16 protein-coding genes are annotated in these 16,177 nt (G+C 71.9%); 13 read left to right on the forward strand and 3 right to left on the reverse strand.

Going from position 1 to position 16,177, the window contains the following annotated elements; genetic code table 11:
- The first annotated feature begins 22 nt into the window (after positions 1-22).
- The 6 genes from QRN49_RS08835 (at position 23) to ccsB (ending at position 6,352) form a co-directional block, all read left to right on the forward strand.
- On the forward strand, positions 23-1,516 hold the full coding sequence (locus tag QRN49_RS08835; protein WP_111029374.1) for a SulP family inorganic anion transporter: 1,494 nt from the start codon (positions 23-25) through the stop codon (positions 1,514-1,516).
- A 67-nt stretch (positions 1,517-1,583) separates the two neighbouring features.
- Positions 1,584-2,240 (forward strand): histidine phosphatase family protein, encoded by a 657-nt coding sequence (locus tag QRN49_RS08840; RefSeq protein ID WP_259571286.1) that lies wholly within the window; start codon positions 1,584-1,586, stop codon positions 2,238-2,240.
- Positions 2,237-2,875 (forward strand): TlpA family protein disulfide reductase, encoded by a 639-nt coding sequence (locus QRN49_RS08845; RefSeq protein WP_258370551.1) that lies wholly within the window; start codon positions 2,237-2,239, stop codon positions 2,873-2,875. Before QRN49_RS08840 ends, QRN49_RS08845 begins: the two co-directional genes overlap by 4 nt.
- 45 nt (positions 2,876-2,920) lie before the next feature.
- Positions 2,921-3,619: a cytochrome c biogenesis CcdA family protein gene (locus QRN49_RS08850; protein WP_111092751.1), complete on the forward strand. Its 699-nt coding sequence runs from the start codon at positions 2,921-2,923 to the stop codon at positions 3,617-3,619.
- On the forward strand, positions 3,603-5,327 hold the full coding sequence (gene resB / locus QRN49_RS08855) for a cytochrome c biogenesis protein ResB (protein ID WP_228513215.1): 1,725 nt from the start codon (positions 3,603-3,605) through the stop codon (positions 5,325-5,327). The genes QRN49_RS08850 and resB overlap by 17 nt, the downstream gene beginning before the upstream one ends.
- 5 nt (positions 5,328-5,332) lie before the next feature.
- Positions 5,333-6,352 carry a c-type cytochrome biogenesis protein CcsB gene (gene ccsB, locus QRN49_RS08860; RefSeq protein ID WP_284755259.1) on the forward strand — a complete coding sequence of 340 codons (1,020 nt, stop codon included), beginning with the start codon at positions 5,333-5,335 and terminating at the stop codon, positions 6,350-6,352.
- Positions 6,353-6,628: 276 nt separating this feature from the next.
- Here ccsB and QRN49_RS08865 read toward each other — a convergent pair whose 3' ends face one another.
- A complete protein-coding gene (locus QRN49_RS08865; protein ID WP_284755176.1) occupies positions 6,629-7,621 on the reverse strand; it encodes an o-succinylbenzoate synthase in 993 nt (330 codons plus the stop codon).
- 119 nt (positions 7,622-7,740) lie between these two features.
- Here QRN49_RS08865 and QRN49_RS08870 point away from each other — a divergent pair, with 119 nt between their 5' ends.
- The 4 genes from QRN49_RS08870 to QRN49_RS08885 are packed head-to-tail and all read left to right on the forward strand — an operon-like array spanning position 7,741 to position 11,425.
- A complete protein-coding gene (locus tag QRN49_RS08870) occupies positions 7,741-8,283 on the forward strand; it encodes a hypothetical protein (protein WP_209082256.1) in 543 nt (180 codons plus the stop codon).
- 31 nt (positions 8,284-8,314) lie between these two features.
- Positions 8,315-9,244: a 1,4-dihydroxy-2-naphthoyl-CoA synthase gene (locus tag QRN49_RS08875; RefSeq protein ID WP_209082257.1), complete on the forward strand. Its 930-nt coding sequence runs from the start codon at positions 8,315-8,317 to the stop codon at positions 9,242-9,244.
- Positions 9,244-10,383 carry an AMP-binding protein gene (locus QRN49_RS08880; protein ID WP_284755180.1) on the forward strand — a complete coding sequence of 380 codons (1,140 nt, stop codon included), beginning with the start codon at positions 9,244-9,246 and terminating at the stop codon, positions 10,381-10,383. The genes QRN49_RS08875 and QRN49_RS08880 overlap by 1 nt, the downstream gene beginning before the upstream one ends.
- A gap of 40 nt (positions 10,384-10,423) precedes the next feature.
- Complete coding sequence (locus tag QRN49_RS08885) at positions 10,424-11,425, forward strand: 1,4-dihydroxy-2-naphthoate polyprenyltransferase (RefSeq protein WP_071406305.1); 1,002 nt, start codon at positions 10,424-10,426, stop codon at positions 11,423-11,425.
- A 46-nt stretch (positions 11,426-11,471) separates the two neighbouring features.
- Here the strand turns inward: QRN49_RS08885 and QRN49_RS08890 are convergent, their stop codons facing one another.
- Positions 11,472-11,807: a DUF4229 domain-containing protein gene (locus QRN49_RS08890; RefSeq protein WP_111032003.1), complete on the reverse strand. Its 336-nt coding sequence runs from the start codon at positions 11,805-11,807 to the stop codon at positions 11,472-11,474.
- A 64-nt stretch (positions 11,808-11,871) separates the two neighbouring features.
- Here QRN49_RS08890 and QRN49_RS08895 point away from each other — a divergent pair, with 64 nt between their 5' ends.
- Positions 11,872-12,231: a PLDc N-terminal domain-containing protein gene (locus QRN49_RS08895; protein ID WP_071406307.1), complete on the forward strand. Its 360-nt coding sequence runs from the start codon at positions 11,872-11,874 to the stop codon at positions 12,229-12,231.
- Between the two features lie 49 nt (positions 12,232-12,280).
- A complete protein-coding gene (gene menD / locus QRN49_RS08900) occupies positions 12,281-13,972 on the forward strand; it encodes a 2-succinyl-5-enolpyruvyl-6-hydroxy-3-cyclohexene-1-carboxylic-acid synthase (RefSeq protein ID WP_350309130.1) in 1,692 nt (563 codons plus the stop codon).
- 67 nt (positions 13,973-14,039) lie between these two features.
- Here menD and QRN49_RS08905 read toward each other — a convergent pair whose 3' ends face one another.
- Positions 14,040-15,299 carry an isochorismate synthase gene (locus QRN49_RS08905; RefSeq protein WP_284755184.1) on the reverse strand — a complete coding sequence of 420 codons (1,260 nt, stop codon included), beginning with the start codon at positions 15,297-15,299 and terminating at the stop codon, positions 14,040-14,042.
- An 86-nt stretch (positions 15,300-15,385) separates the two neighbouring features.
- Here QRN49_RS08905 and QRN49_RS08910 point away from each other — a divergent pair, with 86 nt between their 5' ends.
- A complete protein-coding gene (locus QRN49_RS08910) occupies positions 15,386-16,177 on the forward strand; it encodes a demethylmenaquinone methyltransferase (protein ID WP_111029382.1) in 792 nt (263 codons plus the stop codon).

The raw sequence follows: 16,177 nt of genomic DNA on the forward strand, positions 1-16,177 counted from the left end.
CGTGAGGGTAGAGTTCCGATCGATGTCCGTGATCACACACGCGCCGACGGCCCCGAGCGTCCTCGCCGCCCTCCGCTCGCCCCGCATGCTCACCCGAGAGGTGCTGGCCGGCATCGTCACCGCGCTGGCCCTCATCCCCGAGGCGATCTCGTTCTCCGTCGTCGCCGGGGTCGATCCCGCGGTCGGCCTGTTCTCGAGCGTCGTCATCGCGATCGTGATCTCGATCGTCGGTGGTCGCCCCGCGATGATCTCCGCCGCAGCCGGCTCGGTGGCGCTCGTCATCGCCCCGCTCGTGCGGGAGCACGGGATCGAGTACCTGGTGCCCGCTATCGTCCTGGGCGGCGTGTTCCAGCTCGTGCTCGGGTTCCTCGGGGTTGCACGGCTGATGCGCTTCATCCCGCGCAGCGTCAACGTCGCGTTCGTGAACGCCCTGGCCATCCTCATCTTCACCGCCCAGCTGCCGAACCTGCTCGGCGACGACGTGCCGTTCATCGTCTGGCCACTGACGGCACTCGGCATCGCGATCATCGTCGGCTTCCCGTTCCTGACGAAGGCGATCCCCGCACCGCTCATCGCGGTCGTCGTGGTCACCGGCATCACGATGGTGTTCAGCGTCGCCGTGCCGACGGTGGGCGACGAGGGCGAACTACCGACGGCGCTCCCGGGCTTCGGCGGCATCACGACGCCGTTCACCTTCGAGACGCTGCAGATCATCGCCCCGTACGCGTTCGGTGTCGCGATCGTCGGGCTGATCGAGACCCTGCTCACCGCGCAGCTCGTCGACTCCATCACCGAGACGGGCTCGAGCAAGTGGCGCGAGTCGTGGGGCCAGGGCGTCGCGAACATCGCGTCCGCCTTCTTCGGTGGCACCGGCGGCTGCGCGATGATCGGCCAGACGGTGATCAACGTGAAGACCGCGGGTGCCCGGACGCGCGTCTCGACCTTCGCGGCCGGCGTCTCGGTGCTCGTCTTGACGATCGTGCTCCACGACCTCGTGGCCCAGATCCCGATGGCGGCACTGACGGCGGTCATGCTCATGGTCTGCGTCGCGACCTTCGACTGGCACAGCATCCGACCGCGCACCCTCCGACGGATGCCGCTCGGCGAGACCGCGGTCATGCTCGTCACGGTCGTGGTGGTCGTCGTGACCGAGAACCTCGCGACCGGCGTGCTCGTCGGTGTGGTCGTGGCGGCCCTGGTCTTCGCCCGACGGGTAGCGCACGTGGTGACCGTGGTGCGCGAGCCGGTCGACGACCGCACCGTGCGGTACCGGGTCCGCGGTGCGCTGTTCTTCGCCTCGTCGAACGACCTCGTCACACGGTTCTCCTACGCCGAGGACCCGGAGCACGTGATCATCGACCTGGCCGACGCCCACGTGTTCGACGCGTCCACGGTCGCGGCGCTCGACGGGGTCGAACAGCGGTTCGCGAAGCACGGGTCGACCGTCGAGGTGGTGAACCTCGACACGGGGTCGATCGCGCTGCACGGGCGGCTCTCCGGTGAGCTCGGCGGCTGAGTGCTTCCGCATCCGGTGAATCACCTGAGGGGGCGGTGGGAACCGCGGGCGACCTACACTGGAACCCATGCCCGCGACCCGTCTCCACCTCGTCCGGCACGGAGAGGTGCACAACCCGGGCCGCGTCCTCTACGGCCGGCTCCCGGGCTTCGGGCTGAGTGACCTCGGCACGCGGATGGCGCAGGCCTCCGCGACCGCTTGGAAGGACGCTGGCGTCGACGTGCGTCGGATCGTGGCGTCCCCGCTGCAGCGCACCCAGGAGTCCGCCGCACCCTGGTCGGCTGCCTACGGGCTCGACGTGACGCTCGACGAGCGCCTGATCGAACCGACGAACCGCTACGAGGGGCAGCCCCCCGGGTTCACGAAGCGCTCGCTCGGCCGCCCGTCGGAGTGGCCGTGGATCGCGAACCCGCTGCGTCCCAGCTGGGGCGAGGCCTACGAGTCGATCGCCAACCGCATGCTCGCGGCGATGACCACGGCATGGGAGAGCGTGGACGAGGGCGACGTCGTCCTGGTCAGCCACCAGCTGCCGATCTGGATGGTCCACCGGAAGCTCGCGGGGGAGCCCCTGTGGCACGACCCGCGCAAGCGCCGCTGCGACCTGTCGAGCATCACCACCGTCGAACGTGTGCCCGCCACGTCGACCGGTCGGTTCACCGAGGTCGGGTACGCGGACCCCGCGCAGGAACTGCGCGCGAACGCGGTCGACGAAGGAGCAGTGTGAACAGCACGAAGCGTGCGCGCGTCATCAGCAAGCGGTTCGCGGTCCTCGCAGCGACGACCGTGGCCGCAGTCCTCGTCCTGTCCGGGTGCTCGTCGGACAGTGGCGGCATCGCGAAGCAGTACGGCAACGGCACGACCCAGAACTACATCTCCGGTGACGGCGCCGTGACCGAGGTCTCCGCGAAGGACCGCACCGATCCGGTCACCTTCCGGGCCGAGGACTCGAACGGCGACACCGTCTCGTCGAAGGACCTCCGCGGCAAGGTGGTCGTCCTGAACTTCTGGTACGCCAGCTGCCCGCCCTGCCGTGCCGAGGCGAAGTACCTCAACAAGGTGCACGACGAGTACGCCGACGCCGACGACGTCGCGTTCATCGGCGTCAACGTCCGCGACGAAGCAGCGACCGCGGCCGCCTTCGAGCGCACCTTCGACGTGCAGTACCCGACGGTCCTCGACCAGCGCACGGGCACGATGCAGCTGGCGATGTCCGGGCAGATCGCACCGAACGCGGTGCCTGCCACGATCGTCCTCGACACCAAGGGCCGCGTGGCCGCCCGGGTCCTCGGCGCGATCGACGGCACGAGCATCCTGCAGACCCTGGTCAGTGACGAGCTCGACGCCGGCAAGGCTTCCTGACCCGTGACCTCCAACCCCTTCGCCGACGCGATCCTGAGCGGCCAGATGGCCGTGGCGCTGCCCGTGGCGGCGCTCGCCGGGCTCGTGTCGTTCCTGTCCCCGTGCGTGCTGCCGCTCGTGCCGGGGTACCTCGGGTACGTCGGCGGTGTCGCCGAGGGCGGGCAGCGTCGGGGTCGTGTGGTGCTCGGCGTGCTGCTGTTCATCGCCGGGTTCACCGCGGTGTTCGTGGCGTACACGACGGTGTTCGGCGCGCTCGGCTTCTGGCTCGTGCGGTGGCGCGACCTCATCACGCAGATCCTCGGGGTCGTCGTGATCGCGATGGGCCTGGTGTTCGTCGGTCGGTTCACCTTCCTGCAGCGCACCATCAAGCCCGGCTGGACCCCTGCCACCGGGCTCCTCGGCGCCCCCCTGCTCGGCATCGTGTTCGGCCTCGGCTGGACCCCGTGCCTCGGCCCGACCCTGGCGGCCATCAACCTGCTCAGCGTCCAGTCGGGCAGCGCCTGGCAGGGCATGTGGCTCGGGGTGGCGTACTGCCTCGGGCTCGGCATCCCGTTCGTCCTCGTCGCCCTCGGCGCCGGCTGGGCCACGGGGGCCATCGCGGCGGTGAAGCGTCACATGCGCACCGTCAACATCATCGGAGGAGCGATCCTGATCGTCATCGGTCTGCTCATGGTCACCGGTATCTGGTCGGCCGTCATGTCGAGCGTCGGGGCGGTGATCCAGAGCTTTGTCCCCGCGGTCTGACCTGAACGAGCACATCCCGACGGGCGCAGGCGACGGAGCCGACAGCGCCTCCGACCCGCAGCGACCGTCCGACCACGTCGACGGCTCCGGCCCCACCGACGGTGGCATCAACCAGCCGAAGCTCGGCTTCGTCGGGTACCTCCGCTTCTTCTGGCGGCAGCTGACGAGCATGCGCACGGCGCTGTTCCTGCTCATGCTGCTCGCCCTCGCGGCCATCCCGGGCTCCCTCGTCCCGCAGCGCACCGCCGACCCGAACGGCGTCGTGCAGTACAAGGCGGACCACCCGCAGCTCTACCCGGTGCTCGACAAGCTGCAGGTCTTCGACACCTACACCTCGGTGTGGTTCTCCGCGATCTACCTGCTGCTCTTCATCTCGCTCATCGGCTGCATCGTGCCCCGCACGAAGCACCACTGGCAGGCACTGCGGACCCGTCCGCCGAAGACCCCCGCGCGCCTGACGCGACTGGCGGGCTTCCGCACCGTGGCGGTGCAGCCGGACGCGATGATCGACGGGACGACCGGGATCGACGCGACCACGGGCCTCCCGTCCGCCGAGCACGCGGTGACGCGCGCGATGGCGATCCTGAAGCGGTCCGGGTACCGCGTCGAGCGGTTCGGCGACTCGGTCAGCGCGGAGCGCGGCTACCTGCGCGAGACCGGCAACCTGGTGTTCCACGCCGCCCTCGTCGGGGTGCTCCTGGCGGTCGGCGTCGGTGGCGGCTTCGGCTTCACCGGACAGCGCCTGCTGGTGGAGGGCCAGACGTTCTCCAACGTGCTCGGCTCGTACGACTCGTTCAACCCCGGGCGCTGGTTCCAGCAGACCGACCTCAAGGGCTACAACCTCCGACTCGACAAGTTCGTGACGAAGTACGAGGAGCGCAACCTCGACGCCCTCGGGCAGGCGCTCGACTACTCGGCCACGGTCACGAGCACCGAGAAGGGCGGCGAGCCGAAGACGAGCCGCCTCGGCGTGAACGACCCACTCCACGTCGGCGGTACCAACGTGTACCTGCTCGGCAACGGCTACGCGATGCAGGTCACGGTGCGCGACGGCGACGGCAACGTGGCCTTCAAGGACGTCGTGCCGTTCCTGCCGGAGGACGCGAACTACACCTCCACCGGCGTAATCAAGGTGCCGGACGCGAAGCCGGACCAGCTCGGCATGGTCGGGTTCTTCTACCCCACGGCTTCGAAACTCGCGAGCGGCGCGTACTCGAGCGCCTACCCGGACACCCAGAACCCGCTGCTGACGCTGCAGGTCTACACGGGTGACCTCGGGCTCGACAGCGGAGTCCCGCAGAGCGTGTACACGCTCAGCACCAAGGGGCTCGACCAGATCGCCGGTCGGCAGTCGGACACCGCGAGCATCGCGCTGAAGCCCGGCCAGACGAAGAAGCTCCCCGAAGGCGCCGGCTCGATCACGTTCGACGGCGTCAAGCGGTACGTCTCCCTCGACGTCCACCACGACCCCTCGCAGCTCTGGGTGGGCGGGTTCGCCCTGCTCTCCACCCTCGGCCTGCTCACCTCGCTGTTCGTCCCGCGCCGCCGCGTCTGGGTGAAGGTCGTCCCGCGCAAGGACACCGCGGGCGGCGAGTACGACCTCGAGTACGCCGGACTCGCACGCGGCGAGGACCCGAACCTCGAACGGGCCGTCGCGGACATCGCACAGCGCCACACGTCGGACCTCGGAGTTAGGATGCCCCAGTGAACGACATGACCACGAACCTCGCGACCTACTCGGTCGTGCTCACGTACTCCGCGATGGCGGTGTACGTGGTCGCGTTCATCTCGTTCGCCCTCGACATGGCCAAACGCTCCGGCGACGTCACGGCCGCCGCGAAGAACGCGGGTGCCGACGACAGCTCGGCCGACGCGGCCAGCGCGGCGGTAGCACCCGGCGCGAAGACGGTCGCGACCGTCCGCGGCGGCACCGTCGTGCTCGAGCAGGTCGCCGCACCGCCGTCGGGCGGTTCGGCCGGCCGCGGCACGAAGTTCGAGCGCGTCGGCATGGCGATGACGATCCTCGCGCTCGTCCTGCACGTCGCCTCGGTCGTCCTCCGCGGCATCGCGGCCGACCGTGTGCCGTGGGGCAACATGTTCGAGTTCTCGCTGACCGGCACGGCGCTGATCACCCTGATCTTCCTGCTCGTGCAGTTCTGGCAGAACCTGAAGTTCCTCGGTGTCTTCATCACCGGCCTGACGATCATCCTGCTCGGCATCGCGACCGTGAACTACTGGGTCCCCGTCGTCCCGCTGCAGCCGGCCCTGCAGTCGTACTGGCTGGTCATCCACGTGTTCGTGGCGATCGCCGGCACCGGGTTCTTCGCGCTCGGCGCGGGGCTGGCGGTGGCGCAGCTCGTGCAGACGTACCGTCAGGGCCGCACGGCGTCCGGCAAGCTCCGCTTCATGGCGACGCTGCCCGACGCCGACCGGCTCGAGGTCCTGACCTACCGCGTCCTGCTGGTCGGCTTCGTCCTCTGGACGTTCACCCTCATCGCCGGCGCGATCTGGGCCGAGCGCGCCTGGGGCCGCTACTGGGGCTGGGACACGAAAGAGGTCTGGACCTTCATCATCTGGGTCGTCTACGCGGGCTACATCCACGCCCGTGCGACCCGCGGCTGGCGCGGTGCGCGGTCGTCCTGGCTGGCCCTCATCGGCTTCGCCGCGGTGATGTTCAACTTCTCGGTCGTGAACGTCTTCTTCAAGGGCCTGCACAGCTACTCGGGTCTGTGAGCCGCACGGGTCGCTGACGCGGCCCTGGTCGCGACCACGACCGGACGGGAGGCACGGTGCCATCTGGCACCGTGCCTCCCGTCCGTCGTCCGGGGTGCGTCGAGAGCCGCGACCGGTCCGGCGGACCCCGCCAGCGGTCACGACATGCCGTGTGCGGAGCGGCGTGGTCGCACGAACCGTCGTTCCGGGGCCGTCCGAGCGACGGAACGGGAGACCTCGGCGAACGCGAGTGGCGTGTCGTGCACCCTCGACGGACCCGACCGAGCGGCGGGCGCGCTACCCGGCGGCTGCGAGCACGGCGTGCACTCGGGCCGCCCGCGTACGCCACCACGCCGTGCGCTCCGGCGACGCGGCGTACCGCTCCACCAGCTCCGCAGCGACGTCGACGCGGCGCACCGGCACCCGACCGCCGACCGGCAGCAGCGGATCGGTCGTGACGTCCCCGGCGAACATCGCGGCCGTCCCGAGCCCGGCGGCGTACCCGGGCGTCATCGCCGAAGCGGCCAGGAACGCTCCCATGCCGAGCCCGACCGAGGTGTCGAGCGCACTGGAGACGACGCACGGCAACCCGGCGTCGGCGATGACGGCACGGGCCGCGGTGATCCCGCCGAGCGGCTGGGCCTTCACGACCAGGACGTCGGCGGCACCGGCCCGGGCGACGGCGAGGGGGTCGCTCGCCTTCCGGACGCTCTCGTCCGCGGCGACCCGGACGCCGAGGCCGGCGATCCGCGACCGGAGCTCCGCGAGCTCGGGCACCGTCGCGCAGGGCTGCTCGGCGTACTGCAGGTCGAACGGTGCGAGCCGCTCGAGTGCCACGGCGGCCTGCTCGACGCTCCACAGCCCGTTCGCATCGACCCGGACCGCGGCCTCGGGCCCCATCACCCGGCGGACGGCGGCGACCCGGGCGACGTCGTCGTCGACGGTCGTGCCGGGTTCGGCGACCTTGACCTTGGCCGTCGTGCAGCCGGGGTACCGGGCGAGCAGATCGGCGACGTCGGCGGCGGCGATCGCGGGGACGGTGGCGTTGACCGGCACGGAGTCGGCGGCGGGTTCGTGGTCCGTCCACCCGAAGTCGACGGTGGCGCGCAGCCAGGCGGCGGCCTCGGCGTCGTCGTACTCGACGAACGGCGAGAACTCGGTCCAGCCGGCGGGACCGCGCAGCACGAGCGCCTCGCGCGTGGTGATGCCGCGGAACCGCACCCGCATGGGCAGGGCCACCACGTGGGCGTCGGCGAGGAGGTCGGCGAGGTCGGGGAGCACGTCCGCCATCCTCCCACCGCACCCAGGGGGCCCGCCGGTTCCTCGGAGGGGACCGCCAGGGCAGGGCACTAGCATGCATCGGTCGGCCTCGGTCGGCGAGGGGAACGACCCGGAACGAGGGAGGCTCGGTGGCGGTGGATCCGCGGCAGCGCGCAGCACAGCAGCGTGCATCGCAGCGCCCGTCCGACCCGTCGAGCGCCGGAGCAGCACGCCCGGCATCGGCTCGTCCGGCAGCTGCAGCCCGACCCTCGGCGGCGACCCGCCCGGCAGCGGGCGCTCGATCCGCGGCGGCTCCCGGGCGCGACTCCGACGACTTCGCCCGCCTCATGCAGCGCAACACCGTCGACGTCCGGCAGGCGGGCGGCACGAAGCGCCGCAACCCGGTCGTCGGCAAGATCGCCCTCGGCCTGGCCGTGGTGTCCGCAGCGGTGGACGCCAGCGCCTTCGCCGTGTTCATGGGCGGTGACACGAACTTCGCCTTCGGGATCTGCTTCGTCGTCGTGTTCCTGACGCTCATCGCCGCCGTGCTCGGGTTCGTCGCCGCCGTCGGCTCGTTCGGACGCTGGTACGGCGCCGTCGGGGTCGTCCTGGCGTTCTTCGCGAACCCCGTGATCCTCATCGTGATCATGGTGTTCGTCGCGCCGGAGATCCTGACCGACATGGGCGCCTGACCCGCCGGACGCCCGGCGGTACGTTGGGAGCATGGCTGCTCCCGTCTCCGACCTGTTCGACCCCGACGTCTGGACCACCGCTCCGATCGCGGAGCAGTTCACCGACATCACGTACCACAAGCACGTCTCCGAGGGCATCGTCCGGGTCGCCTTCGACCGTCCCGAGGTCCGGAACGCCTTCCGCCCGCGCACGGTCGACGAGCTCTACCGCGCCCTCGACGACGCGCGGCAGGACCCCCGTGTCGGCGTCGTGCTGCTCACCGGCAACGGCCCGAGCCCGAAGGACGGCGGGTGGGCGTTCTGCTCCGGCGGCGACCAGCGCATCCGGGGGCGGAGCGGCTACCAGTACGTCGGTGACGAGGGCGCCCCGCCCGAGGGCGTCGACCCCGCGGCCGCACAGGCGTCGATGGGGCGGCTGCACATCCTCGAGGTCCAGCGCCTGATCCGGATGATGCCCAAGGTCGTCATCGCGGTCGTCCCCGGCTGGGCTGCTGGCGGTGGGCACTCCCTGCACGCGATCTGCGACCTCACCATCGCGAGCGCCGAGCACGGGAAGTTCAAGCAGACCGATGCCGACGTCGGCTCGTTCGACGGTGGATACGGCAGCGCCTACTACGCCAAGCAGATCGGGCAGAAGTTCGCCCGCGAGGTCTTCTTCCTCGCCCAGGAGTACTCCGCCCAGCGCGCGTACGAGATGGGTGCGGTGAACGCCGTGGTGCCGCACGCCGACCTGGAGCGCGAGGCGATCCGCTGGGGCGAGATCGTGCTCGGCAAGTCCCCGACGGCGATCCGGATGCTCAAGTACGCGTTCAACGCCGTCGACGACGGCATGGTCGGCCAGCAGGTGTTCGCAGGCGAGGCGACGCGGCTCGCCTACGGCACCGACGAGGCCGTCGAGGGCCGCGACTCGTTCCTCGAGAAGCGCGCTCCCGAGTGGACCGCGTTCCCCTGGCACTACTGATGCCCCGTCCGCTGGTCGCGACCGGTACGTCGGACCCGACGGCCGTGCTGCGCGGCCTGGAGGCAGCACTCGCCGGCGGCCCCGCACTGCTCCCCGTCGCCGAGGGGGCACCGGCGCTGCCGACGCCACCTCCGGCCGAGGTCCGGCAGGCGGTCGCCCTGGTGGTCGAGACGAGCGGGTCCACCGGCACCGGCAAGCGCGTGGCGCTCTCGTCCGAGGCGCTCCTCGCCGGTGCTGCCGCGGCGGACGCGGCACTCGGTGGGCCCGGGCGCTGGGTGCTCGCGCTGCCGACGCACTACATCGCCGGCATCAACGTCCTGACCCGCTCGATCACCGCGGGCACCGAACCCGTCGTCGTGCCACCCGGGCACTTCGCGGCCGCCGCGTTCACCGAGGCCGCAGAACGGCTCGTCACCGGTCCGGCCGCGCCGCGTCGCTACACCTCGCTGGTGCCGGTGCAGCTCGCCCGGGTCCTCGACGACCCGGACGCCACCCGTGCGCTCGCCCGGTTCGACGCGGTCCTGGTCGGCGGGCAGGCCACCCCGGCGCCGCTCCGGCAGCGTGCGCTCGACGCCGGGGTCCGGGTCGTGACGACGTACGGTGCGAGCGAGACGAGCGGCGGATGCGTGTACGACGGCGTCCCGTTCGGGACGGTTCGCACCGCGCTGGTCGACGGCGAGCTGCACCTGGCGGGGCCGATGCTCGCCGAGGGGTACCTGGACGACGACGCCCGCACGGCGTCGGCCTTCGTCGAGCGGGACGGGCTGCGCTGGTACCGGACCGGGGACACGGCGTCCCTGTCCGACGGCGTGGTCCGCGTGCTCGGACGCCTCGACGACGTGGTGATCTCCGGCGGCGAGAAGGTCCAGCTCGGTGCGGTCGAACGGCTCGTCCGCGGGCTGCCCGGGCAGGAGACCGCTGTCGTCGCCCGGCGCTCGGCGGGGGAGTGGGGCGAGGTCCCGGTCGTCGTCACCGAGCAGCCGCTCGACCTCGATGCCGTGCGTGCGCACGTCGGAGCCACCCTGGGCCGAGCCGCCCGGCCGGCGGACGTCGTCGTGCTGGACCGCATCCCGATGCTGTCGTCGGGCAAACCCGACCGTCGGGCCGTGCAGGCGCTCGTGGAGCCGGGCCGCCCGTAGGGACCGCGAGCGGCCGGGCGGCGCATCGGCAATATGATCGGTGCTCGTGGCACGAACGAAGAACTCGACGCAGAAGCAGGGCCGGTCCGGCAACCCGGCGAAGGCCGCTGCCCCCGCCCGCACCAAGCGGAAGGCGACCGCGCGCGACTGGATCGGCGGCGCACGCCTGCGCACCCTGACCCTCGGTGTCGTCCCGGTCGTGCTCGGCACCGCCGTCGCGTTCGTCGACAGCGGGGAGCCCGGCGACTTCGGCGACTACCTGGCGAAGGACGGCCACCTCGCCGTCGCGCTGCTCGCCCTGGCCGTGGCGCTGTTCCTGCAGATCGGTGTGAACTACAGCAACGACTACTCCGACGGGGTCCGCGGCACCGACGAGTACCGCGTCGGCCCGGCACGACTCACCGGAGCCGGTCTGGCCAAGCCCCGGACCGTGCTCACCGTCGCCCTGACGTTCTTCGGCCTGGCCGCGGTCGCCGGCCTGGTCATCGTGCTGCTCACCCAGCTGTGGTGGCTGCTGCTCGTGGGGGCCGCCGCCATCGTCGCCGCCTGGTTCTACACGGGCGGCAAGAAGCCGTACGGGTACAACGCCCTGGGCGAGGTCTTCGTCTTCGTCTTCTTCGGGCTGGTCGCCGTGCTCGGCACCCAGTTCGTGCAGATCCGCGAGGTCACGGTCAGCGGCTGGGCAGCCGCGGTGGCCGCCGGGTTCTTCGCCTGTGCGGTCCTGATGGTGAACAACATCCGCGACATCGACGAGGACCAGCTGGCGGGCAAACGCACGCTCGCCGTGGTCGTCGGCCGTCCGGTGGCCCGCGTCCTGTACGGCCTGTTCCTGATGCTGCCGTACGTCGTGCTGCTCTGGTTCGTGCTGCTGTACTTCCGCACCGGCTTCACGTACTTCTCGCTGCTGCTGGCGCTGCCGGCACTGGCGATCGGTGTGTCGTCACGGAAGCCCCGCGAGCTCATCACGGCCCTGCAGCTGTCGTCGTTCGCCTCGCTCGCCTTCGGCGTGGTGCTCGGGATCACCCTGGCCGTCCAGCCGTAGCCGTTCCGGCTGCTCGACCGGACGGCCCCGCCCCGGCTCCGTCTGATCAGTCGGCGTCGGTGTCCCGGCGCGCCTCGTGCCGGTCGGCGTCGGACACCGGACGGACGGTGGGGGTGGCCGCGGCGTCGGAGTCGGCGGCGTCGACGAAGTCGTCCTCGAAGTCCGAGTCCGCGTCGCGCTCCGGGGTGCCGCGGCGGTTCGCCAGGCTCAGGGCCACCTGCGTGCGCAGTCCGGACAGGGCGATGTACGAGATGAGCAGGCCCACCAGGGCGGCCACGATCGTCGCCCAGTACCACGGCATCGGCGTCAGGAGCAGGAGGAGCACGAGCGCCACCACGAAGATGCCGAGCCGAGCCAGGGTGTACAGGAGCCACGCTTTCACACGGTGAGTCTACGGAGCGCCGACCGGCAGGGGCATCACAGGGTCGCGACCTAGACTTCACCACATGGTCCGCTTGTGGTTGATCGTCGCCGTGGCCGCCGTCGCCTTCACGGTGTACGCGGCCATCGACTGCGGCACGATGCCCCGTCAGCGCGTCCGTTCCCTGCGTCGCGGCGTGTGGCTGCTGCTCGTGATCATCCTGCCCGTCCTAGGCGGCGTCCTCTGGTTCCTGCTCGGTCGCACCCCGGCGGCCGACCCCGGTGCGTCTGCCCGGTACCGTGGACCCGAAGACGACCCGGACTTCCTCGGCACCACGCCGGAGCCGGGCACCACCCTCACGGACAAGGACCAGGACGACGCGACCCTCCGAGACCTCGAAGACCAGTTCCACGAGCGCGACGACGACGGCCGCACCGATCGCTGACGGCCCCGCCGGTTCGGGCAGCCCGGCGACGGACACCGCGCTCGCCCTCCTGCAGGAACTCGTGCGTGCCGGCGTCACCGACGTCGTGGTGAGCCCCGGTTCGCGTTCCCAGGCACTCGCCCTCGCGGCGGTCGCCCTCGAGCGCGCCGGCGGGTTGACCGTGCACGTGCGGTTGGACGAACGGACCGCCGGGTTCTTCGCACTCGGGCTCGCGGTCGAGACGCACCGACCCGCAGCGGTGGTGACGACGTCGGGCACCGCGGTGGCGAACCTGCACCCCGCCGTGCTCGAGGCACACCACTCCGGCGTGCCGATGATCGTGCTGAGCGCCGACCGCCCCGATGAACTGCGCGGCATCGGCAGCAACCAGACCACCGTCCAGCCAGGAATGTTCGGCCAGGCCGTCGCCTTCGTCCGCGACGTCGAGGCCCCGTCGGCGAACGGCGTCGACGCCTCGGTCCGCGACACCCTGCGCACCCTCGCCCGACAGGTCGTCGCCGCCGCGGCCGGGCACACCGGACAGCCCGGTCCCGCGCAGCTCAACGTGGCGTTCCGTGAGCCGCTGTCCGCAGGACTCGCCCCGGAGCACGTCAGCCCCGTGCCCGAGGACGAGGTCGACCTGGCGTTCGCGACCCGCCGGGCGCACACGGGTCTGCCGGTCGCCGAACTCACCCCGGACGACGAGCCGGGCACCGTCGTCATCGCCGGGCACGATGCCGGCGAGGACGCCGAGCGGATCGCCTGGGAACTCGGGGCGCCGCTCCTCGCCGAGGTCTCGAGCGGCGCGCGCTTCGGCCGCAACCTGGTCGTGGCCTACCGCGAACTCCTGCGCGACGCCGACCACGGTGGCGCCGTCCGCCGCGCCGTCGTGCTCGGCCACCCGACCCTCAGCAGAGAGGTCCCCGCGCTCCTGCAGCGCGACGGGGTCGAGACGATCGTCGTCCGCGGACCGGCGGCCGACCCCTTCGACCCGGCCCGTACCTCCCGACCGGACGCCGTGACCACCTTCGTCTCCGACGTCCGCGTGACGGGCCGCACCCGGCCGGAGCACCGTGCGTGGGTCGGCCGCTGGGTCGGCGCCAGCCGCCGGATACTGGGGGACGGCGACGCCGGCCCGGACCTCGACGCCAAGCGCTCCGCCGACCGCGCCGAGCGGAACAAGTTCCTGCGTGACGAGGTCGCGCTCCGTCGCCGACCCGTCGACCGGGCCATGCTCGCCGAGGCCGTCTGGGGCGTGACCTGGCCGCACGACCGGCTGGTCCTCGGGGCGTCGCAGCTCATCCGTGAAGCCGACGCCCGGGTGCTCGGCAAGAAGATCCGGGTGCACGCGAACCGCGGGCTCGCGGGTATCGACGGCACCGTCTCGACCGCACTCGGCATCGCCGCGGCGCTCGAACAGTCCTCGGCCTCCGTCGGCACCACACGCGTGCTCCTCGGCGACCTGACGCTGCTGCACGACCTCGGAGCCTTCGTCACCGGGACCGAGGAACGCACCCACCGGGTGCAGGTCGTCGTCGGCAACGACCACGGCGGCGCGATCTTCCGCGGGCTCGAGGTGGCGAAGACCACGCCCGAAACCGACATGCGGCGGATGATGTCGACCCCGCAGCACGTCGACGTCGAACGGGTCGTCACGGGCCTCGGGTGGGAGTACCGCCGGGCGGCGACGTGGGGTGACCTGGAGCGGGTGCTCACCGATCCGGCCGAGCGGGTCGTGATCGAGGTCCCGCTGGCCGACTGACCACCCAGCGGCTGTCGCCGACCGCACGGCGGCGCGGGTCGCGTGGCTGGGCGGCCGCGCGGCTGCCTCAGGCCAGCGCGTCAGCGATGGGCCGGAACTTCAGGGCCGTCTCGGCGACCTCGCGCGCCGGCTCCGAACCGGCGACGATCCCGGCCCCCGCCCAGGCCCGGACGGTGCCGTCGTCGTCGATCCGGGCGCTGCGGAGCGCGAGCATCCACTCGCCGTCGCCCGTCGCGCTCATCCACCCGACCGGCCCGGCGTAGCGGCCGCGGTCGACGCCCTCGAGCTCGGCGACGAGCCGCACGGCCACGTCCGTCGGGGTCCCGGCGACCGCGGCCGTCGGGTGCAGGGCGTCGGCGACGTCCAGCGACGTGGTGTCGGGCGGCAGCGTGGCCTGCACGTCGGTCGCCAGGTGCCACAGGTTCGGCAGCTGCAGCCGGAACGGTTCGGCGTCGGCGCGCAGGTCCGTCGCGAGCGGTGCGAGGGCCGCGAGCAGACTGTCGATCGCGAAGGTGTGCTCCTCGACGTCCTTGGCACTGCTGGCCAGGGCCTCGGCGGCGGCCCGGTCGGACACCTCGTCGGTGCCCCGGGCGGCGCTGCCGGCGAGCACCCGTGCGGTCAACCGTGTGCCGTCGGTGCGGGCGAGGGTCTCGGGGGTGGCGCCGACCAGTCCGTCCACCGCGAAGGTCACGCACTGCGGGTAGGCGGCCGCGAGGTCGAGCAGGACCGCCCGTCGATCGGCTCCCGGCGGCAGCGTGCCGACGAGGTCGCGGGCGAGCACGACCTTGCGGGCGTCCCCGGCCACGATGCGGCGGACCGCCTCGGTCACGTCGGCGGCGTAGGTGTCCTCGTCGATGTGCCCGGGACGCAGGGCCACGGAGACGTGCGGCCCGACGTGGGGGACCGGGACCGAGGTCCGGGTGAAGGCCAGGGGCTCCGCGCCGAGCGTGGTGTCGATCGCGGTCAGCCAGGCCTTGCCGCGCCGCCGACCGAGGACCACCCGGGGCACGATGAGCACGCTCTCGTCGGCGGAGTCGTCGGCGAAGGCGAACGACCCGAACGCGACGAGCCCCGAACCGCGCAGCTGCACCGGGTCGTCGACGACGGCGGTCTCGACGATGCTGCGCCAGAGGGCCGCGGCGTCCCGCATCCGGTCCGGGCCGGTGAAGGTGAACCGGAGCGCCTCACCGATGCCGACGATGCCGTCGCCGTTCCGGACGAAGGCAAGGGGACGGTCGCGGAGCGTGTGGCGGAGGACGGCGCCCGGGTCGTCGAGGATCCGGGTCGAGACCGTCAGCGGGGGCGCCGCCGTGGTGGTTCGGGTCACGGCTCCGATGCTACGCGCCGATCCCGCACCGCCCGGGTGGCTGCGAGTCCGGTGAACGCTCGGTCGGGACCTCTAGGATTGACCGTGTGAGCAGAGCGGACCTGAACAAGCGCCCGGACGAGGTGGCGGCGATGTTCGACGACGTCGCGGCCAAGTACGACCTCACGAACGACATCCTGTCGGCGGGCAACGCCCCGCTGTGGCGTGTCGCGACGGTCCGCGCGGTCGACCCGCAGCCCGGCGAGAAGGTCCTCGACATCGCCGCGGGCACCGGGACCAGCGCAGCGGCCTTCGCCAAGAAGGGCGCCGAGGTCACCGCGCTCGACCTGTCCGCCGGCATGATCGCCGTCGGCCGCGAACGCCACCCGGAGATCACCTTCGTCGAGGGCGACGCCGAGCAGCTGCCCTTCGACGACGACACGTTCGACGCCGTCACGATCTCGTTCGGGCTGCGCAACGTGAACGACCCGAAGCAGGCGCTCGCCGAGATGCTGCGTGTCCTGAAGCCCGGTGGTCGCGTCGTCATCTGTGAGTTCTCGACGCCGCCCCGCGCCCTGCTGCGCCTCGGCTACGGCACCTACCTGAAGCGCGTGCTCCCGGGCATCGCGCGGCTCTCGAGCAGCAACCCGGCCGCCTACCGCTACCTCGCCGAGTCGATCGACGCGTGGCCCGACCAGCAGGTGCTCACCCAGTGGCTCCGCGGTGTCGGCTTCTCGGTGGTCGCCTACCGCAACCTGACGGCCGGTATCGTCGCACTGCACCGTGGCCGCAAGCCCGTCGCCGACACGGTGCGCGAGTCCGCGGCACGGCGTGCGAAGGCCCGCCGTGACCACCAGAACACCGGCGAGCAGCCGCGCGTCGACCCGGCCGCCGACTGA

The organism is Curtobacterium sp. ME-Dv--P-122a (assembly GCF_030209645.1).
In the GTDB taxonomy this organism is placed as follows: Bacteria; Actinomycetota; Actinomycetes; order Actinomycetales; family Microbacteriaceae; genus Curtobacterium; species Curtobacterium flaccumfaciens.